19 protein-coding genes are annotated in these 19702 nt (G+C 45.3%); 8 read left to right on the top strand and 11 right to left on the bottom strand.

What is annotated here, in order from left to right; all coding sequences use genetic code 11:
• Positions 1-4 precede the first annotated feature (4 nt).
• Together ACO59Y_RS07750 and frdA are read right to left on the bottom strand one after the other, a co-directional pair.
• Complete coding sequence (locus ACO59Y_RS07750; protein ID WP_486132117.1) at positions 5-775, bottom strand: succinate dehydrogenase/fumarate reductase iron-sulfur subunit; 771 nt, start codon at positions 773-775, stop codon at positions 5-7.
• The gene (frdA, locus tag ACO59Y_RS07745) at positions 768-2540 is read right to left on the bottom strand and encodes a fumarate reductase (quinol) flavoprotein subunit (protein WP_486132115.1); all 1773 of its coding nucleotides are present in this window, start codon (positions 2538-2540) and stop codon (positions 768-770) included. The genes ACO59Y_RS07750 and frdA overlap by 8 nt, the downstream gene beginning before the upstream one ends.
• 289 nt (positions 2541-2829) lie before the next feature.
• On the opposite strand from frdA, the gene epmA reads away from it, so the two are divergent.
• The 5 genes from epmA to era all read left to right on the top strand — a co-directional run bounded on the left by epmA (position 2830) and on the right by era (position 8411).
• A complete protein-coding gene (epmA, locus tag ACO59Y_RS07740) occupies positions 2830-3807 on the top strand; it encodes an elongation factor P--(R)-beta-lysine ligase (protein WP_373604037.1) in 978 nt (325 codons plus the stop codon).
• Between the two features lie 147 nt (positions 3808-3954).
• Positions 3955-5751, top strand: coding sequence for a translation elongation factor 4 (lepA, locus tag ACO59Y_RS07735; RefSeq protein ID WP_486132113.1), 1797 nt, complete (start codon positions 3955-3957; stop codon positions 5749-5751).
• Positions 5752-5771: 20 nt separating this feature from the next.
• Complete coding sequence (gene lepB / locus ACO59Y_RS07730; RefSeq protein WP_486132111.1) at positions 5772-6821, top strand: signal peptidase I; 1050 nt, start codon at positions 5772-5774, stop codon at positions 6819-6821.
• Between the two features lies 1 nt (position 6822).
• Positions 6823-7506, top strand: a complete 684-nt coding sequence (rnc, locus tag ACO59Y_RS07725; RefSeq protein ID WP_486132109.1) for a ribonuclease III — start codon at positions 6823-6825, stop codon at positions 7504-7506.
• The gene (gene era / locus ACO59Y_RS07720) at positions 7503-8411 is read left to right on the top strand and encodes a GTPase Era (protein ID WP_373604041.1); all 909 of its coding nucleotides are present in this window, start codon (positions 7503-7505) and stop codon (positions 8409-8411) included. Before rnc ends, era begins: the two co-directional genes overlap by 4 nt.
• Positions 8412-8623: 212 nt before the next feature.
• On the opposite strand, the gene ACO59Y_RS07715 is transcribed toward era, so the two are convergent.
• The 6 genes from ACO59Y_RS07715 to rsmC all read right to left on the bottom strand — a co-directional run bounded on the left by ACO59Y_RS07715 (position 8624) and on the right by rsmC (position 15627).
• Positions 8624-9718, bottom strand: coding sequence for a 5-methyltetrahydropteroyltriglutamate--homocysteine S-methyltransferase (locus tag ACO59Y_RS07715; protein ID WP_486132106.1), 1095 nt, complete (start codon positions 9716-9718; stop codon positions 8624-8626).
• Positions 9719-9810: 92 nt separating this feature from the next.
• Entirely contained in the window at positions 9811-11019 is a 1209-nt protein-coding gene (locus ACO59Y_RS07710; RefSeq protein ID WP_486132104.1) for a BaiN/RdsA family NAD(P)/FAD-dependent oxidoreductase, read from the bottom strand.
• Positions 11016-12113 (bottom strand): heme lyase NrfEFG subunit NrfF, encoded by a 1098-nt coding sequence (gene nrfF / locus ACO59Y_RS07705; RefSeq protein WP_486132102.1) that lies wholly within the window; start codon positions 12111-12113, stop codon positions 11016-11018. Before nrfF ends, ACO59Y_RS07710 begins: the two co-directional genes overlap by 4 nt.
• Positions 12110-12640, bottom strand: coding sequence for a DsbE family thiol:disulfide interchange protein (locus ACO59Y_RS07700; RefSeq protein ID WP_486132100.1), 531 nt, complete (start codon positions 12638-12640; stop codon positions 12110-12112). The genes nrfF and ACO59Y_RS07700 overlap by 4 nt, the downstream gene beginning before the upstream one ends.
• Complete coding sequence (gene nrfE / locus ACO59Y_RS07695) at positions 12640-14547, bottom strand: heme lyase NrfEFG subunit NrfE (protein ID WP_486132098.1); 1908 nt, start codon at positions 14545-14547, stop codon at positions 12640-12642. Before nrfE ends, ACO59Y_RS07700 begins: the two co-directional genes overlap by 1 nt.
• An 87-nt stretch (positions 14548-14634) precedes the next feature.
• Positions 14635-15627 (bottom strand): 16S rRNA (guanine(1207)-N(2))-methyltransferase RsmC, encoded by a 993-nt coding sequence (gene rsmC, locus ACO59Y_RS07690; protein ID WP_486132096.1) that lies wholly within the window; start codon positions 15625-15627, stop codon positions 14635-14637.
• A 110-nt stretch (positions 15628-15737) separates the two neighbouring features.
• Between rsmC and ACO59Y_RS07685 the strand changes: the two genes are divergently transcribed.
• The 3 genes from ACO59Y_RS07685 to rimI are packed head-to-tail and all read left to right on the top strand — an operon-like array spanning position 15738 to position 17158.
• Complete coding sequence (locus ACO59Y_RS07685; RefSeq protein WP_486132094.1) at positions 15738-16304, top strand: hypothetical protein; 567 nt, start codon at positions 15738-15740, stop codon at positions 16302-16304.
• 4 nt (positions 16305-16308) lie between these two features.
• On the top strand, positions 16309-16713 hold the full coding sequence (gene holD / locus ACO59Y_RS07680; protein WP_486132092.1) for a DNA polymerase III subunit psi: 405 nt from the start codon (positions 16309-16311) through the stop codon (positions 16711-16713).
• 1 nt (position 16714) lies between these two features.
• Complete coding sequence (gene rimI, locus ACO59Y_RS07675; RefSeq protein ID WP_486132161.1) at positions 16715-17158, top strand: ribosomal protein S18-alanine N-acetyltransferase; 444 nt, start codon at positions 16715-16717, stop codon at positions 17156-17158.
• 139 nt (positions 17159-17297) lie between these two features.
• Here rimI and fdhE read toward each other — a convergent pair whose 3' ends face one another.
• From fdhE to fdxH, 3 genes are all read right to left on the bottom strand, one after another.
• A complete protein-coding gene (fdhE, locus tag ACO59Y_RS07670; RefSeq protein ID WP_486132090.1) occupies positions 17298-18209 on the bottom strand; it encodes a formate dehydrogenase accessory protein FdhE in 912 nt (303 codons plus the stop codon).
• Between the two features lie 95 nt (positions 18210-18304).
• Positions 18305-19021 carry a formate dehydrogenase subunit gamma gene (locus tag ACO59Y_RS07665; protein ID WP_373604052.1) on the bottom strand — a complete coding sequence of 239 codons (717 nt, stop codon included), beginning with the start codon at positions 19019-19021 and terminating at the stop codon, positions 18305-18307.
• Positions 19014-19702: formate dehydrogenase subunit beta (gene fdxH / locus ACO59Y_RS07660; protein WP_486132088.1), on the bottom strand; the 689-nt coding region annotated here is incomplete at its 5' end. The genes fdxH and ACO59Y_RS07665, both read right to left, overlap by 8 nt.

Genomic DNA, 19702 nt, shown 5'->3' with positions numbered 1-19702 from the left:
CCCTTTAGCCTTTTGGTTTTAGCATAGAGATAACATAATCTTTGGCACTTTCTACTTTGCCTTGGTTAATGGCTGAAGCCGGATCCACGTGCTTAGGACAAACTTCGGAACAATAACCCACAAAAGTACAGCTCCATACGCCGTTTTTACCGTTTAACAATGGCATGCGCTGCGCTTTACCGTGGTCCCGGTTATCAAGATTATAACGGTGCGCCATAGTAATCGCGGCAGGGCCTAAGAATTCAGGATTCAAACCAAACTGTGGGCAAGCGGCATAGCATAAGCCACAGTTGATACACATGGAGAACGTTCTGTATTTCTCAAGTTGTGCTGGCGTTTGTTTTGTGCGACTTTTTGCAAGTTCCGCAGATGGATGTGGTTTACCGTCTAAAGCAGGTGCTTCGTTGCCGATAATATACGGTTTGATCGCTTCCAAACTTTCGATAAAGTGACTTAAATCTACTACTAAGTCGCGTTCAATCGGGAAGTTCGCCAGCGGTTCGATACGCATATGACCACTATAATCACGCAAGAACGTTTTACAAGCCAATTTCGGTTTATTATTGACCATCATTCCGCAAGAACCGCAGATTGCCATGCGACAAGACCAACGGTAAGAAAGGGAAGGTTCAAGTTTATCTTTAATATAACCTAACGCATCAAGTAGGGATGTTTGGTTATCATAAGGCACTTGATAAGTGCTTAAATGTGGCTCTTGATCGTTTTCGGGATTGTAGCGTAATACTTCAACATTCATTACTGGTGAATTAGCCATTTTCTTGAGCTTCTGCTTCCGCACCGTAAACACGTTTTGCAGGTTGAGATTTAGTGATTTTCACCGGACTGTATTCAATGCGCGGTGCGCCGTTCTCATTGTAGAAAGCAAGAGTGTGTTTTAAGTAATTTACATCATCACGTTCAGTATAATCTAAGCGCTGGTGTGCGCCTCGAGATTCTTTACGTTCAATCGCAGAATTTGCGATAGATTGCGCCACATCTAAGATGTAGCCTAATTCTACGGTGTAAAGTACGTCGGTATTGAACACACTTGAACGATCCGCAACACGAATACGTTTGTAACGTTCTTTAAGTTCAGCTATTTTGTCTACCGCTTTTTGCATGCTTTCTTGGTCGCGATAAATACCACAACCTTCTTCCATTATGGTACCCATTTCATCACGGATTTCAGACCAAGATTCATTGCCTTCTTGATTGTAAAGCGCCTCTAAGCGAGTAACGACGTCTTTGGCTTGTGCATCGACGGCAGTTTGATTAGCCGGTTGTGCTTCAACGGCACGCTGCGCCGCGTATTCACCTGCTACGCGACCTAATACCACTAATTCGGCTAATGAATTAGAGCCTAAACGATTGGCGCCATGTAAACCGGAAGACGCGCATTCTCCCACGGCAAATAAGCCTTTAATACGAGTTTCGCTGTTGAAGTCCACCTCAATACCGCCCATGGTATAGTGAACGACAGGACGAACCGGAATTGGTTGATTTACAGGGTTTACGCCTTCATAAGCGCTTGCTAATTCGCAGATGAACGGCAGGCGTTCATGTAAGTATTTTTCGCCTAGGTGACGTAAGTCTAGGTGAACTACATCCACACCTTTGGCAGTTTTTAAGGTATTACCTTTTTTCCATTCTTGCCAGAATGCCTGAGAAACTTTATCGCGCGGGCCGAGTTCCATGTATTTATTTTGCGGTTTGCCGATTGGAGTTTCCGGACCAAGACCGTAATCTTGTAAATAACGGTAGCCGTTTTTGTTGACTAAGATACCGCCTTCACCGCGACAACCTTCGGTCATCAAAATGCCGGTATTCGGTAAGCCGGTCGGGTGATATTGAACGAATTCCATATCACGTAAAGGAACACCATGACGATATGCCATAGACAAACCGTCACCTGTCACGATTCCTCCGTTGGTATTGAATTTGAACGCACGACAACCGCCGCCTGTTGCGATGACCACCGCATTGGCATTAATTTGTATCAATGTGCCTTCCATCATGTTCATTGCAACCATACCGCGGGCGTGACCGTCATCGACCAAAATGTCTAACACAAAGTGTTCGTCGAAACGTTGAATTTGAGGGAATTGGGTTGATGTTTGGAAAAGAGTATGTAACAAGTGGAAACCGGTTTTATCTGCGGCAAACCAAGTCCGTTCAATTTTCATTCCGCCGAAACGACGTACGTTTACATCGCCATCAGCTTTACGGCTCCAAGGACAGCCCCAACGTTCCAGCTGGGTCATTTCCACCGGAGAATGTTCAACGAAGTATTCCACCACGTCTTGCTCACATAACCAGTCGCCGCCGGCTACGGTGTCTTGGAAGTGCTTGTCATAAGAGTCTTCTTCTTTAATGACCGCCGCCGCGCCGCCTTCAGCTGCAACCGTATGGCTACGCATCGGGTAAACTTTTGAAACTAATGCAATTTTTAAGTTAGGATTCGCTTCCGCTGCAGCAATCGCCGCACGTAAACCGCCGCCACCAGCACCAACAATTGCAATATCGACATTAACTGTTTGCACGATATCCTCCAATCAGTAGAAAGTAAAAAATAAAACACCCAAAGGGTGGACGGCGGCATTGTGCCATCTTTTTTACAAATTAATAACTTTTTTTAGGGCGAAATTTCGATAAATTGACGATTTTGTGATCTACCTCAAAAAGTTAATTTATCTAAGCAAATCAAATGAGAAGGATTGTTATTTGGGCTAATAAACAAGCGAAACGGAGGATAAGTTGAGTTGCCGAATCCAGTCATTTACAATGGGCGACTTCACATCGTTCACCTAAAAAAGTCGAGGGAAAGTGACCGTGCTTACGTCCGAAAAAAAGGCTTGGCAGCCTTCTGCCAACATTGAAAATCTTTTAAAACGCGCCAAAATTATCGCCGAAATCCGCCGTTTCTTTACCGATCGCGGTTTATTGGAAGTAGAAACGCCGGTATTGAGTGAATTCGGCGTAACCGATCTTCATCTTTCTACCTTCAGTACGGAATTTATTGCGCCTTTTGATGCGCTTTCAAAAACCTTATGGCTTGGTACCAGCCCAGAATATCACATGAAACGTTTGCTTGCTGCCGGGAGTGGGCCGATCTTCCAAATCAGCAAAGTTTTTCGCAATGAAGAGGCCGGTAATCGTCATAATCCCGAATTTACTATGCTTGAATGGTATCGGCCGCATTTTGATATGTATCGATTAATTAACGAAGTGGACGATTTACTGCAACAAATTTTAGATTGCTTGCCGGCTGAAAGCATGAGCTATCAATTTGCTTTTCAAGAATACGTTGGGTTAGATCCGCTTTCGGCAACGCGTAAAGAATTAATGGAGGCAGCGCGTCAACAGAATTTTATAGCAGAAGAGGACGAAGATCGTGACACGTTATTGCAATTTCTATTCAGTGAAATGGTGGAACCGAAAATCGGCTTAAATGCGCCGGTGGTGATTTATCATTTTCCTTCTTCGCAAGCTGCTTTAGCGCAATTAAGCCCGGAAGATCAACGTGTGGCGGAGCGTTTTGAGTTCTATTACAAAGGCGTGGAACTCGCCAACGGTTTTCATGAACTTACCGATGCGGACGAACAACGGCGTCGTTTTGAGCAGGATAACCGTCAACGCCAAAAAGCGGGCCTACCGTTGCGTGCGATTGATGAACGTTTTCTTGGTGCATTACAAGCGGGAATGCCGAATACTGCCGGCGTCGCGTTAGGCGTGGATCGCCTCGTAATGATTGCTCTGGGCGTTGAGACCATCAAAGAGGTCATTTCTTTCTCTATCGAAAACGCCTAATCCTTGTGTGGTGCGTTTTCAATGCGGTGCTCAAATCAATGTTCATTGATGCGCAAGCGCTTTTCTTTTCTAGCGCTCTCTTTGCTTTTCGAGTACAATCCGCCAGCTAAATTTGATGACTTTTGAATTGAGAAAACCTATCTATTTATGAAGAATATTCGCAACTTTTCTATTATTGCCCATATTGACCACGGTAAATCGACTTTATCGGATCGTCTAATCCAAACTTGCGGCGGCTTGTCCGACCGCGAAATGGCGGAGCAGGTGTTGGATTCTATGGATCTGGAACGCGAGCGCGGGATTACTATTAAAGCGCAAAGTGTGACGTTGAACTATAAAGCCAAAGACGGCGAAACCTATCAACTGAATTTTATCGATACCCCCGGACACGTTGACTTTTCTTACGAAGTGTCCCGTTCTCTTGCTGCTTGTGAAGGGGCGTTATTGGTGGTGGATGCCGGGCAAGGCGTGGAAGCGCAAACCTTGGCAAACTGCTACACCGCCATTGAAATGAATTTGGAAGTTGTGCCGATTTTAAACAAAATCGACCTGCCTGCCGCTGAACCGGAACGTGTCGCAGAAGAAATCGAAGACATCGTAGGCATTGATGCCATTGACGCGGTGCGTTGTTCCGCCAAAACCGGCGTGGGCATTGAAGATGTATTGGAAGAAATCGTGGCGAAAATTCCGGCGCCGGAAGGGGATCCGAATGCGCCATTACAGGCATTAATTATTGATTCTTGGTTTGACAATTATTTAGGCGTAGTCTCTTTGGTGCGGATTAAAAACGGTACCTTGCGTAAAGGCGACAAAATCAAAGTCATGTCCACCGGTCAATCATATAACGTCGATCGTTTGGGGATTTTTACACCGAAACAAGTGGATACCACTGTATTAAATTGCGGTGAAGTTGGTTGGGTCGTTTGTGCCATTAAAGATATTTTAGGCGCACCGGTGGGAGATACCTTAACACTACACAATAATCCGGCGAGTTCCGTTTTACCGGGCTTTAAGAAAGTTAAACCGCAGGTTTACGCCGGCTTATTCCCGATTAGCTCCGATGATTATGAAGCCTTCCGCGACGCGCTCGGCAAATTAAGCCTGAATGATGCGTCTCTGTTCTATGAGCCGGAAAATTCCACCGCACTCGGTTTCGGTTTCCGTTGTGGTTTCCTTGGGTTGTTGCACATGGAAATTATTCAGGAACGTTTGGAGCGTGAATATGATTTAGATCTCATCACCACCGCACCGACGGTAGTCTATGAAGTCGAACTGACCAACGGCGAGGTTGTTTATGTAGATAGCCCGTCAAAATTGCCGCCATTGAACAATATCGCAGAAATTCGTGAGCCGATTGCGGAATGTAATATGCTGTTGCCACAAGCTTATTTGGGTAACGTGATTACGTTGTGCGTAGAGAAACGCGGCGTACAAACCCACATGGTGTATCACGGCAATCAAGTGGCGCTCACTTATGAAATCCCGATGGGCGAAGTTGTGCTGGACTTCTTTGACCGCCTGAAATCTACATCTCGCGGTTATGCATCCTTGGATTACGGTTTTAAACGCTTCCAAGCGGCGGACATGGTGCGCGTAGATATTATGATCAATGGCGAACGCGTGGATGCTCTTGCGTTAATCGTACACAAAGACAACGCACCTTATCGTGGTCGTGAATTGGTGGAAAAAATGCGTGAACTGATTCCGCGACAACAATTTGACATCGCCATTCAGGCGGCAATCGGCAACCACATCATCGCTCGTTCCACCGTCAAACAATTGCGTAAAAACGTATTGGCGAAATGTTATGGTGGCGACGTGAGCCGTAAGAAAAAATTATTACAAAAACAAAAAGAAGGTAAAAAACGTATGAAGTCTCTCGGCAACGTGGAAGTGCCGCAGGAAGCGTTTTTAGCGATTCTTCATGTCGGAAAAGATAAATAAAGAAAACTCAGAAGGAAATTATGTCGAATTTATTTTTTGTGATTTTATTAGCGGTCGGTTTTGGCATTTGGAAAGGGTTGGATTTCCTCCAATTGCCAAACACTTTCAGCATTTTGTTACTGATTTTGACCGTACTTTCCGGCGTGTTATGGTGCTATCACCGCTTTGTAGCGGTGCCGAAGCGCAACCGTCAAATTGCGCGTGTCGAGCAACGCACAGGCCAAGCACTAAGTGATGAAGAAAAGGCCAAAATTGAACCGATTTCTGAAGGTTCCGAGTTTTTATCATCGTTGTTCCCTGTACTTGCCGTGGTGTTTTTGGTGCGTTCTTTTCTGTTTGAACCTTTTCAAATTCCGTCCGGTTCAATGGAATCCACCTTGCGAGTGGGCGATTTTCTTGTGGTTAATAAATATGCTTACGGCGTGAAAGATCCGATTTTCCAAAATACTATTATCGCAGGCGATAAACCGCAACGTGGTGATGTGATTGTGTTTAAAGCACCGCATCAAGCGCTTATGCGTACCGGTCTCGGCGCAAGTCGGGCGGCTTATGCGGAAAATCTGGCATTGACCTCAAAAGACAATATGTCCGGCGTCGATTACATTAAACGCATTGTCGGGCAGGGTGGTGATCGTGTGATTTTCGATATGGATAAGAAAACTTTACAAATCGTTTACGCTAAAGACGGTAAACCTTGCGATTTAAATTGCGAAATCCGTGTATTCGAATATACGCAAAATTCGACGAATCCTGCATTCCCAAATGAATTGGAATTTACCGAACAAGGTGATGTTACACACAATATTTTAATTAGCCCGTATCGTCGTTATTCCGGCCCAGAATTTTTTCCGCAAGACAGTAATCCGACAGCAGAATGGGTCGTGCCGGAAGGACAATATTTCGTGATGGGTGATAATCGCGATCACAGTGACGACAGTCGTTTTTGGGGATTCGTTCCGGAAAAAAATATTGTCGGCAAAGCCGTTTATATTTGGATGAGTTTGAACAAAGAGCCAAACGAATGGCCAACCGGCTTCCGTTTTGAACGTTTCTTTACGACAATTAAATAATATGAATCAGTTAGATAGATTAGAGCATAAAATCGGCTACCAATTTAACGATAGATCACTTCTAAAATTAGCGCTGACACACCGTAGCGCGGCCGCTCAACATAACGAACGTCTGGAATTTTTAGGCGATTCCATTCTTAATTTCACGATTGCCGAGGCGCTTTATCATCAATTTCCTCGCAGTAATGAAGGCGAATTAAGTCGTATGCGCGCGACGTTGGTGCGTGAACCGACTTTGGCGACTCTCGCCCGTCGATTTGCATTGGGCGACTATATGTCGTTGGGTTCCGGGGAATTGAAAAGCGGTGGTTTTCGTCGCGAGTCGATTCTTGCCGATTGCGTAGAAGCGATTATCGGTGCAATGTCGCTCGATCAGGGGCTGGAGACGGCAACGCAAGTGGTCCGGAATTGGTATGGCAGGTTATTGGCTGAAATCAAACCCGGCGACAATCAAAAAGATGCGAAAACCCGTTTGCAGGAATATTTACAAAGCAGACATTTACCGTTGCCAACTTATGAAGTGGTGAATATTCAAGGAGAAGCCCATTGCCAAACCTTTATTGTGGAATGTAAGGTGAAAAATGCGGATAAAATCGACCGTATTTTTGTGGCAAAAGGATCAAGTCGGCGTAGAGCCGAACAAGCAGCAGCGGAACAAATTTTAAAAGAACTGGACATCAAATGACCGAACAACATACTCAGACCTACTGCGGCTTTATCGCCATCGTAGGTCGCCCAAATGTGGGCAAATCGACGCTCTTAAATAAAATTTTAGGGCAAAAAATTTCCATCACTTCGCGCAAAGCGCAAACCACCCGTCATCGTATTGTGGGAATTAAAACCGAAGGAGTCTATCAAGAAATCTATGTAGACACGCCGGGGCTTCACATCGAAGAAAAACGTGCCATTAACCGTTTAATGAACCGTGCCGCCAGCAGTGCCATTGGTGATGTAGATTTGATTATTTTTGTAGTGGACGGCACCCATTGGAACGCCGATGACGAAATGGTATTAAACAAACTCCGTTCCGCTCGTGCGCCGGTGGTGTTAGCCATCAACAAAGTGGACAACATCAAAAATAAAGACGATTTACTGCCATTTATTACGGAAATCAGTAGCAAATTTAACTTTGCCCACATTGTGCCGATTTCGGCGCAGCGCGGTAATAATGTACATGAGTTGGAAAAAATCGTGCGCCAATCTTTACGCGAAGGCGTGCATCACTTCCCTGAAGATTATGTGACGGACCGTTCGCAACGTTTTATGGCTTCGGAAATAATCCGCGAGAAATTGATGCGTTTCACCGGCGAAGAATTACCCTATTCCGTTACCGTTGAAATCGAACAGTTTAAAGTGAACGAACGTGGGACTTACGAAATCAACGGCTTGATTCTAGTCGAACGCGAAGGCCAAAAGAAAATGGTTATCGGAGCCGGCGGTCAGAAAATCAAAACCGTTGGTATGGAAGCTCGTGCCGATATGGAACGTTTATTCGATAATAAAGTTCATTTAGAACTTTGGGTGAAAGTAAAATCAGGTTGGGCCGACGACGAACGTGCATTACGAAGTTTGGGTTATATGGACGAATAAAGCACGTTGATTTTTCTTAACAAAGCCAAGGTTTTGATGCCTTGGCTTTTGTTTTGAATACTTTATTCCGACATAGTAAAACAGCACCGCATTGGAACCTTCTCCAATGCGGTGCTATTTTTGGCTTCCGACAGCGGGTTCGGCAAATGGCTTAGATGGGTTTACGAACCGCCTTAGACAATAACGAGCGTAGCGTAAGTTTTAACCAAGAATTATTTTTCTCCCCAAACTTCCTTGGCGATTTCCTCCACATAACGCACTTTCATCCATTGTTGCGCTTCGCTCATAATGTTGCCTTCTTCCGTTGAAGCGAAACCGCATTGCGGGCTTAGGCAGAGCTGTTCTAACGGCACATATTTGGCTGCTTCGGCAATACGGGCCTTGATCGAATCTTTACTTTCTAATTGCGGAAATTTGGAACTAATTAAGCCTAATACTACTTTGCCTTTATGCGGATTTTCGGCGAAGTATTTTAATGGTTCGAAACCGCCGGAACGTTCGTCATCGTATTCTAAGAAATAGCCGTCGTAGTTGGTTTTCGCAAACAGTGCATCGGCAATTGGGTCGTAAGCGCCGCTTAATAAGTAAGTGGAACGGAAGTTCCCGCGACAAACATGGGTAGTAATCAACATATCTGCCGGCTTATCGGCGAGCACCGCTTGAATATTTTCTAAGGCTTGGGCTTTGTCGGCTTCAAATTCTGGCTTTAAATGATTGTTACAGAGCGAACCCCAGTACACGTCATCAAATTGCAAATAACGGCAGCCCGCATCGTAAAAGGCTTGAATTGCATCTTTGTAAGCCTGTTGTACGTCTTTGGCAAATTCTGCGCGGCTGGCGTAAACGCCGGTATCCCATTGAATTGGGTACATTAATTGGTTCGGGCTTGGAATGGTGTATTTCACTATGCCACGTTCGCCCACGATGTCTTTTAATTTTTTGAAATGCTCAATAAACGGATGATTCGGATTCCAAGAGGCTTTACCGCAACAACGGGTGTTATAAGGTTTGGTTTCCACACCGTTGAATTTGTAACCGTGTTCCGGTTGATAACCTTCAATGCCGTTTAAATTTTCTAAGAAATCAATATGCCAAAATGCACGACGAAATTCACCGTCGGTAATCACTTTGATGCCCGCGTTTAATTGGGCTTGCACCAATTTGGCAATTTCTTGATCTTCAATTTCGGTAAGCTGTTCACGGCTAATTTCAGCGGCAGCGAATTTTGCACGAGCCTCTTTTAACGGTTGCGTTCTTAAATAAGATCCCACGGTATCGGCGTGGAAAGGAAGGGTAGCAGTTGTCATAGTATTTTCCTTTGTTTGAGTTAAGGACTTATTCTAACGAAAACAAAGAATGAATTAAAATGAGGTTTTTTGTTGAAAATGGTGAAATTTATTCATAAATCTGCGGCGTGAATGCCCGTTGCGCAGGCATAAGCCGAACTCCACGCCCATTGAAAATTATAGCCGCCCAACCAACCCGTAACGTCTAGGACTTCACCGATAAAATATAAGCCTTTCACCGTTTGGCTTTCCATGGTTTTGGAGGAAATATGGTTGGTATTCACGCCGCCCATCGTTACTTCCGCAGTACGATAACCTTCGGTTCCATTCGGGGTAAATTGCCAATGATGGACTAAATCGAGCGCATTTTTTAATTGCGCTTTGCTTAAGTTGGCGAGCGCTTCATCTTTGAACATGCCTTGTTCCAGCCACAGCTCGACCAGTTTTTTCGGCAGTAAACGCGTTAGAACGCTTTTCAGCATTTGCTTAGGAGAGTTTTGCTTGGCTTGTTTGATTTCTTCTTCTAAATGGTGTGTCGGCAATAAATCAATGATTACGGATTCATTCGGTTGCCAATAATTAGAAATTTGCAACGGCGCCGGACCTGAAATGCTACGATGAGTAAATAAAAGTTGATTATGAAAAGATTGGCCACATTGCGCCGTGACCTTTATCGGTAAGCTGATGCCTGCTAGCACGCTTAAAAATTTATCAGTTTCGCGATAAGTAAAAGGCACCAAGCCGGCGCGCGGCGGTACGATCGGAATACCAAATTGTTCCGCCACTTGATAGCCAAACGGAGTGGCGCCCAGTCGCGGCATGGAAAGTCCGCCGGTGGCGATGACGAGGTTTTTGCATTGCCAATGTGCACCGCCGGCCTGCAAGTGGAAAGCGCCTATTTCAGTGCCTTCAATGCGGTGCAGTTTTGACACTTCACTACGCAAGCAAATTTGTACGCCGTATCGATGACATTCCGCTTGTAACATATCGACGATGTTCTCTGCGCTTTCATCACAAAATAATTGTCCGAGTTCTTTTTCGTGGTAAGCGATGTCGTATTCCTCCACCAAGGAAATAAAATCCTGGTTGGTATAACGGGCGAGGGCAGATTTTACAAAATGCGGATTTTGCGAAAGGTAATGAGCCGGCGTGATATCCAAATTAGTGAAATTACAAAAGCCGCCGCCGGACATTAAAATTTTGCGGCCGATCTTTTTGCCGTTATCCAACACTGTAACTTGACGCCCGAGTTTGCCTAATTGCGCGGCACAAAATAAACCGGCCGCACCGGCGCCGATAATGATTGTTTCGCTGTAATTCAAGGCGTTTCTCCGCGTTGTAGAAATTCCAACATTTTCATGCGTTGAATCACCATGCGGCGATCCACCGCGTTGTTAGCCGAATCCAATAATTGCTGCAAATAATCTTTCGCCTCGTCATAACGCCCCGCTTCCAAAGCAACGGCGGAGAGCAAAGAAAGACTGGCGATTTCTTTTTTATCTTGTTGCAATGCGCGCGTTATTAAGTTTTGAATTTCCGGCGTCATACGTTTGTCGGCAAGGTAATAAAGCGCTGTCGCTTTTAAACCCAAAATGCTCGGTTTGTCGCCTGCCAATTTTTCCGCGTTATTGTAGGCAATGAGCGCATACTCAAATTCATTATTTTGTACATAGGCTTCGCCTAACTGAGTCCAGGCTTCTTCGTCGTTCGGATTAGTGCGTAATTTATCTTGAATTTTGCCGATAATATCTTCCGTTTTATGCGCATCCGTCATTTCAATTTGCTGATTATGCCATTCCTGCATCGTTTGCTCGCCCTGTTGCATGCGCTCGAAACGATCAAGCGAAAAGTAATAGGCGAGAGGCATGGCAAGTACCAGTAGGAAGAGGATAAGACTCACTTTCTGACTATTTTTTTTCCACGAAAGACTTGGTTTATTCTGCTTGTGGGTGGCACCAGACGTAGTTCCAAGGGAAGCGATGTTTTCCCTTTCTGCCCGATAGACTGTTTCTCCCTGAAGTCGGGGAGGAAAAGTATTTTTTCTGCGAGACTGATAAATTAGCCCGAAAGCCAATATTAGCAATCCTACCGGTAATAACCACAACAGTGCGGTATTCCATTGAAACGGCGGTTTGTAATTGACAAAATCGCCGAATCGCGCGGTCATCGTATCAATGATTTGTTGGTCGGTTTTGCCTTCGTCCACCAGCTTATAAACTTCAATGCGTAAGTCGTAAGCAATCGGCGAATTGGATTCCACCAAGTTTTGGTTCTGACACTGCGGACAGCGCAAGGATTTCGCCAATTCCACCGCACGTATGCGATCGGTTTGATTTTTAAATTGATAAGTATCTACCATTTCCGCTTTTGCGAAGAGGGCGAATACAAAGAAAAGTAGGGTGAGAATCTGCTTCATTGTTTCATTAATTCTTTAATTTTCGGCAAAAATACCGTTTGCCAGGTTTCACGCTCAAGCAAACCCGAATGACGGTAACGAATCACGCCGTGTTCATCCACCAAATAGGTTTCCGGCGCTCCGTCCACGCCCAGTTTTAATGCGAGTTCACCGTGACTATCGTTAATCGTGAGGATAAACGGATTGCCCATCCGTTTAAGCATTTCAATGCCGTTTTTCGGATTGTCGCGATAATCAATGCCGATAATCGGGATGGTTTCGGCAATCTCCATTAAAAGCGGGTGTTCTTCTTTGCAATAGCCACACCAACTGCCCCAAACGTTAAGCAAAAATGGACGCTTAGGAAAATCTTTCGGACTTAAAGTTTGTGATGGAGCCAATAAATTGGCTTGGTAGAATTCCGGTACCGGTTTATCGATGAGCGCGGAGGCAATTTTCTTCGGATCTTGATTCAAACCCGCCATCAAAAGCAAACACAGGCTCAACAATAAAAAAAGTGGAATAAAAAAGAGGAGTTTTTTCTGCATTATTTTTCCTGTTTTCGACGTAATGCCAAAACGCTGCAAAGCGCGCCTAACGCCATTAAAATGCCGCCCGCCCAAAGCCATCGAATCAACGGTTTGTAGTGCAAGCGGAAGGTGAATTTGCCGTTGCCCAGGCTGTCGCCCATCACGATATAAAGGTCGCCCCAAAAGCCGGCGTCTATGCCGACTTCGCTCATGGTCATGGCGCGCACATCGTAATAACGACGTTCGGGAATGATTCGAGCATAAGGCCGGCCGTTTTCGGTGACCTCAAAAAAGGCGACTTCGGCGGTAAAGTTTGGGCCGATCTCGTTAGAAAATTCGCGATAATGAAATTCGTATTGCCCTAAAGTCTGGCTTTGATGCGGTGCTAAACGGACACCGATTTCGCTGCCGAAATATCCGCTCATTACCGCACCCATGGCGGCAATTGTTACGCCGCTGTGGGCTAAAATCATGCCGAGCTGCGGCAAGCGAATGCGCTGCCAATTTTGCCATAAGGTCGCCACTAAAAGCCAAATGGCAAGGGTTAAAAGGGCAAATGCAAACGGTCGGAAAGTTAAGGCCTCGTTATGGCGCAGCTGTTGCCAAATCATTAGCGCTGAAATGATAAACGCCGGAATAAGTAACCATAAACGACGTAAAAATATTGCGCGATTAAAGCCTGCCCGATGCAACGCAAGCGACGCCGTCATAGCGATTAACATGAACGCGATAATCGGCAGGAAAATACTATTAAAGTACGGACTTCCCACCGAAATCGAGCCCCAATTCATGGCTTGAAACAACATCGGATAGAAGGTGCCTAGGAAGGTGGAAACAGTGGCGACGGTGAGCAAAATATTCAGCAATAAAATGCCACCCGATTTGGAAATGAGTCGAAATTCAACGGTATTTTCATTATCGCTTCCCGCCCGCAAAGCAAATAAGCCGAATGCGCTGACGGTGAGCAGGAAGAAAATTAGCAGTAACACATAACCGCGCGTATTATCCAATGCAAAGGCATGCACGGAACTAAGCGCGCCCGAACGTACGATAAACGTACCGAGTATGCTGAAGGCGAAAGCAAGCAAGGAAAAGAGGGTTGTCCAATAATTAAAGGCGCCTTGTTTTTCCGTCACCGTTAAGCTGTGTAATAACGCCAATCCGAGCAACCACGGCATGAGCGAGGCGTTTTCCACCGGATCCCAAAACCACCAGCCGCCCCAACCGAGTTCGTAGTAAGCCCACCAAGCGCCGAGCACGATACCGAGAGTTAAAAATAACCACGCACTCAGCACCCAGCACCGCATTGAACGAGCGATTTGGCGGGCAGAACGAGGGTAAATTAATGCCGCTAAACTCATAGCGAAATTTACTGCAAAGCCGACATAGCCGATGTAAAGCAGCGGAGGGTGGAAAATTAATCCGATGTCTTGCAGCATTGGATTAAGATCACGTCCTTCTTGCGGTGGTGGAAAAATACGCCCGAACGGATTGGAGTAAAACAGGATAAATAGCGCGAAGCCGAAACAGATTAGCCCCAGCAAAGATAAGGTTTGCGCGGAAAACGTGCGGTCATGTTTACGGTTAAAGAACGCAAACGCAGCAAGCCAAAGGCCTAAGGAAAACAACCAAAATAACATTGAACCTTCATGTCCACCCCAAGTCGCCGCCACTTTGAAGAACAGCGGAAGTTGAGAATTTGAATGGGCTGCAACGTATTCAAGGGTAAAATCGTCCGTTGCGAAAGCGTAGGCGAGTAGCGCAACGGATGCGGTGCCGGATAAGGCGATCAGATAACTTAACCACCAGGCCGAATGGATGAGCGTTGGGCTTTTTTTATACAAGCCGAGTTGCGGTAGCAAAGCGAGGAAGAAAGCGCCGGAGGTTGCCAGTAAGAGAAAGAAAAAACCGAGTTCAGGAAGCATAATTTCGTTTGTTAAGAGTAATTGGCGAAGTACGGAAAAGTCACAAAAACGGCGTATCTTATTACGCCTTTATTAAAAAGGCCATTGCTAATTTTTGGCTGAATAAACTTTAAATTTCGACGTTTGCGCCAGAACGTCGAATACGTCGAAATGGTGTTGCAATAAATCGGCATAAGGCAAGAATGCATTGGCCACAATGCGTAATTCACCACCTTGATTCAAATGCTTTTTGGCCTGACCGATAAGTTCCTGTACGGTGCGATAGGCGGTGTTGATGCCATCATGGAAAGGCGGATTGGAAATGATCAGATCGAATTTACCTTCAACATTTGAGAACACATCGCTGGCTAAAACATCGCCTTCCAATTGGTTTTCCGCAAGGGTTTTGCGCGCTGATGCCAAGGCCATGGCGTGAATGTCGGTCATCGTAATTTGCGCGTCGGGATTGCGTTTTTTAATCATTGCACCGATTACACCGGCACCGCATCCAAGATCCAATATTTTGCCGCTGATGCGATTCTGCAAAGTTGAAAGCAACAATGCAGTGCCAACGTCCAATTCGTGGGCGCTAAATACGCCGGGTAAACTGTGTACAATTAATCCATCCAACTGCGGATGCCGATAGCTTTTCCAATAATCGGCGAGGGCAAACTGCGGGCGTTTTTGCAAGGAAAAATAATAAAGCCCACAACGGCGCGCCGAATCAATTTTTGCTGTGTTGCCGAAAGGTGCGAGCATTTTTTCCACCGAACGCACGCCGCTGCGATTTTCACCGACGATTAACATTTCTTGCGCCTCTTTTGCCCGAGCCAGCAGTTGCATCAGTTGGAACTGTACTTCTTGCTTGTTTTTTGTCCAGTAATAAATGATGAGATCCGCCTCACCTTCAAATTCGACGCCGAAATCGACGGCATCGGCGTGGCGCGCATAGTCGAAATAGCAGCTCCAAATACTGACGGCGGTGCAATGCGGTGCTATTTGAGAAGGAAATTGGTCGTTAATTCCGCCGGCAAACAAAACGGATTTACCGCGAAAAAGGGGAAGGTGGCGTTGTAAAACTTCGCTTTCGAGAGAAATCACGCTTTGAATTCCTGTAGCTTATTGGTTAAAATTATCGCTATTTTAGCAAAGATAGCGATGATAAAAAATGATTTCATGGCTTTTGCTACTTTTCTTGAGAGGACGTTTTTATGCAAAAAATTTTCTTAGCTGTGGCGCTGGCAAGCTTGCTTTCCGGTTGCCAATTAATCGAACAATTGCAAGGTAAGTGGCAAACGCCGTCCGCCGGCGAAGTGACAGCTGAACAGGCAAAATTAGACGCGCAATATGAACGCGTGAAAAAAAATGGCGGAGAAATTCTGTTCAATGGCGAAAAATATTACAAACAAACTCAAGCAGTGAGAGGTGAAGATCCGCGTTTTATTAGTTTGGCGGTGAGTCAGGATCGCACTAATCGCAAGTCATTGTTAAGCGAAACCTTTTATTTGCAGGATATGTCCCATGAAGCAGCATTAACTGAAAAATACTTAAATTCAAATAAAAGCGCTTGCCTCTTGCAGTCTTTAAACGACGGCGCTACGCCTTATTACGCCTGTGATGGTAAAGACTTTCAACGCTTTATCGCGGTGGTGTATAAAGATAAAAATATTTTGTCGTTCCGTAGCTTAAAAGCTTATCAACAGAAACCGACGGTGTCGGAAGAAAAAGCCATTGTAAAAGGCTTAATCGACTATCCGTTCGATGCTATCGCGCGTTAATCATATGGACCGACGCCATCTCCTTTTAAACGAAATGGGCATCAGCCAATGGCAATTGCATCGCCCGGAAGTGCTTCGGGGTGTGGTGACTGTTGTCGTCGCGCCACACATTCGATTAATCGTAGTTGCCGAGGAAGACTTCAGTCAAAGCGCGCTGTTTGCCGATATTTTGCGCGCTCTTGCATTGCAAGAAGAAGATTGTCTTTGCGTGAATGACGAGCAAGTTCAGCATCTCGAATTAAATCATTCCGCGCGTTATTGGCTGCTCGCCGAGGAGGTCAAACAGCACCGCATTGAAGCCTACTGTTTAAAGGCCGAGCAGATTTATCGTTCACCGGATTTTGCGCAGTTTCAATCTTCTCCCGCAGCCAAACGTGAACTTTGGCGACAAATTCAACAAACTCAATAATATGCCACAAATTTTCCCTGTCGAGGCGGACGATTTCGACTGCCTTTACGAAATCGAACGGCAAGCGCATCTTGTGCCTTGGTCGCTCGCTATGCTTAAAAATAATCAAGGCGAACGTTATTTGAATTTAAAATTGGTGGACGCACGCCGCATTGTCGGTTTTGCCGTTTGCCAAACGGTATTAGACGAAGCGACTTTATTTAATCTTGCTGTCGAACCGGCTAGTCAAGGTAAAGGCTTCGGCAAAATATTACTCAATAAATTGATGGAAGAATTGCGCAAAAAGGGCATTCAAACCCTTTGGCTGGAAGTGCGCGAATCTAATACCATTGCTCGCCGACTGTATGAAAAACAAGGCTTCAACGAAGTGGATATACGCAAAAATTACTATCCGAAACCCGATGGCGGGCGCGAGAACGCGGTTGTCATGGCGTGTTATTTGTGAGTTGAAGAGAACGGCGCATGCCTAATTCGGACGGTTTCCATTAGCTGAAGATCTAAAATAGCACCGCATTGAAGCCTTGCAGCGCAAGCTTTCCCTTGTCGCTCTAGGTTTCAATGCGGTGCTATTTTGATACTTCGTTTTAACTTTCTTGTGCAGGGAAAATAAATGGATTTAAGCCGCTGCGGGCGAAGCCTTTTTCTTCCATTTCCACATCTAAGAAAATTGACGCCAAGTCATCGGCGACGGCTTCGACATTCGGATCTTTTTCTTGGAACAGCATTTTTAAATAACTTTCGCAGCTGCCGCAAGTTTCCGCGCGAATCAGCGCCAGTTCTTCGTTCAACGACCATAATTCCAGCTTATCGTGGCCGTTGCAGTTGGTGCACTGGGCGCGTACCAAATTCCATTCACTTTCACAAAGGGAGCAATGCAAATAGCGCAGGCCTTGTGATGAGCCGATATGAATCATACTGGCAACCGGTGCACAGCCGCAAACCGGGCAATAATGCAGGTTATCGGTGTTTTCCAGACGGCTATGGTGAGGAATTTGCTGCGCCAGTTGGAGCCAATAAAGCGATAACGCTGCCCAAATAAACACGGCTTTGTCGCTGCCAACTAAATTGAGTTCTTGTGTGAGCAAATGGTTTGCCATTTCTTCCAATTCGCCGCTTGAAGCTTTTTCCAACGAGTCGATTGTGGCGACAACTTGTTCGTTTGCCTTTGTTTTTACTTCACTTAGAATTTCCGTTAAATATTCGCGCCAAATGGTATCGCGTTTGAAGTTTTTGGCATTGAGCGGTTCGGTGCCGCTTAAATGTGCTAAATTTTGTTTAGGCAGAGGATTTTTTTCAAGGGTTGTGAGTTGGCTTTCAACCACATCCGCTACAAATAAAAGATAGTCGGCAAGAGGATGATCTTTCGCTAATTCTCTTAAGCGTTTGGCGCGACGTTGATACAGATTTTTCGGGTTGGCGAATAGTACCGCCGGGGTTTCGTAAGAATTTTTTTTCTGTTCTTTAATCTCCGCTTCGGAGAGGATTTTGATACTCATAATGTTCTCTTTAATCACGGTTCGGTAAGTCCGTTTTCGGGTTACATAATAAAAAGTGCGGTCAATTAACCGCACTTTTATTGCATTATAAAGGGCTATTTTCCAAAACCTTTAAATAGAACTTTGGTCTTGAGATTTTTCCCTTCCTGTTCGTTGATCAGGTCTTGTTCCAATTCTTCGAGCACTTCTTCACGGTACCATTTCGGGTGGTGTTTTTTCGCCCAACGAACAGTAACCCAACCTTCTACAATGCCGCGAATGGAACCTTTCACCCAGAACGCCATGTACATATGCACCAAAATACCGGTGAATAGCATAAATGCACTGGCTGAGTGAAGCAGAATCGCGATTCTGAGCACCGGAATGGAGAAGTAGTGCGAGAAGTATTGACGCCACATAATGATACCGGTGACAAGTAATGTCAGCATGGCCAAGTTTAATGTCCAAAAGAGCATTTTTTGACCGAGGTTATATTTGCCGTTATCCGCGACCGCGTGCTCGTTGCCTTTTAATACTTCAAGCATGCCTTTTGCCCAACGAATATCGTTTTTTTCCGGAATGTTATGATCCCAATACAATAACGCAAGGTAAATAAAGGCGAAGAACATTAAAATTCCGGTGAACGGGTGAATTGCCCGAGCCAATTGCGGCGTACCTAGAATTTCCGTCAACCACGCAAAATCAGGGAAGAAAAACGCCACGCCGGTGAACATTGTCATAAAGAAGCAGATCACCAACAACCAGTGGCTGATACGCGCAGGCGTTCTGTGACGAATAACGCGAGTATCGTTGCTAATTTCAATTTTACTCATGTTGTTCTCCCTTTTTGGCATGTTTATCTTCGTCTTCAAATTCGTGGTGATGATCTTCCACATCTTCTTCCACGTTCGGGCCGACGGTTAAGTAATGGCCGATTTCGGCTAATGCCAAACCGCCCATGGCAACCGCAGCAACCGGTTTGAGAACGTCTTTCCATAATGTCACGCTAATATCAATTTGCGGGTCTTTCGGAAGTCCGTTGTAAAGTTCTGGTTTATCTGCATGGTGTAATACATACATTACGTGTGTACCGCCTACGCCTTCTGGGTCATAGATACCAGCATTCTTGTAACCACGTGATTTTAAGTCAGCCACGCGTTTTTCTGCGTAGATTTTCATTTCTTCTTTAGAGCCAAAACGAATTGCACCCGTTGGACAGGTTTTTACGCAAGCCGGTTCTTGACCAACAGAAACACGATCCACACAAAGGGTACATTTGTATACACGGTTGTCTTCAGGGTTCATACGTGGAATGTTGAACGGACAACCAGCGATACAGTAACCGCAACCGATACATTTGTCGGATTGGAAATCCACAATGCCGTTTTTATATTGAATGATTGCACCCGGTGCCGGACAAGCTTTTAAACAGCCTGGTTCTTGACAGTGCATACAACCGTCTTTACGGATTAACCATTCTAAACGATCGTTTTCTTCTACTTCGTTAAAGCGCA

Source organism: Rodentibacter sp. (assembly GCF_057314195.1).
Note: the sequence above shows the minus strand (reverse complement) of the source record. Positions and strands in the feature narration are given on the sequence as shown.

Coding starts and splice junctions, on each gene's coding strand:
- nrfF (WP_486132102.1), bottom strand. CDS start 12,113: ATGAAGCAGATTCTCACCCTACTTTTCTTTGTATTCGCCCTCTTCGCA.
- era (WP_373604041.1), top strand. CDS start 7,503: ATGACCGAACAACATACTCAGACCTACTGCGGCTTTATCGCCATCGTA.
- ACO59Y_RS07750 (WP_486132117.1), bottom strand. CDS start 775: ATGGCTAATTCACCAGTAATGAATGTTGAAGTATTACGCTACAATCCC.
- rimI (WP_486132161.1), top strand. CDS start 16,715: ATGCCACAAATTTTCCCTGTCGAGGCGGACGATTTCGACTGCCTTTAC.
- ACO59Y_RS07700 (WP_486132100.1), bottom strand. CDS start 12,640: ATGCAGAAAAAACTCCTCTTTTTTATTCCACTTTTTTTATTGTTGAGC.
- lepB (WP_486132111.1), top strand. CDS start 5,772: ATGTCGAATTTATTTTTTGTGATTTTATTAGCGGTCGGTTTTGGCATT.
- holD (WP_486132092.1), top strand. CDS start 16,309: ATGGACCGACGCCATCTCCTTTTAAACGAAATGGGCATCAGCCAATGG.
- ACO59Y_RS07715 (WP_486132106.1), bottom strand. CDS start 9,718: ATGACAACTGCTACCCTTCCTTTCCACGCCGATACCGTGGGATCTTAT.
- fdhE (WP_486132090.1), bottom strand. CDS start 18,209: ATGAGTATCAAAATCCTCTCCGAAGCGGAGATTAAAGAACAGAAAAAA.
- lepA (WP_486132113.1), top strand. CDS start 3,955: ATGAAGAATATTCGCAACTTTTCTATTATTGCCCATATTGACCACGGT.
- nrfE (WP_486132098.1), bottom strand. CDS start 14,547: ATGCTTCCTGAACTCGGTTTTTTCTTTCTCTTACTGGCAACCTCCGGC.
- ACO59Y_RS07665 (WP_373604052.1), bottom strand. CDS start 19,021: ATGAGTAAAATTGAAATTAGCAACGATACTCGCGTTATTCGTCACAGA.
- ACO59Y_RS07685 (WP_486132094.1), top strand. CDS start 15,738: ATGCAAAAAATTTTCTTAGCTGTGGCGCTGGCAAGCTTGCTTTCCGGT.
- rnc (WP_486132109.1), top strand. CDS start 6,823: ATGAATCAGTTAGATAGATTAGAGCATAAAATCGGCTACCAATTTAAC.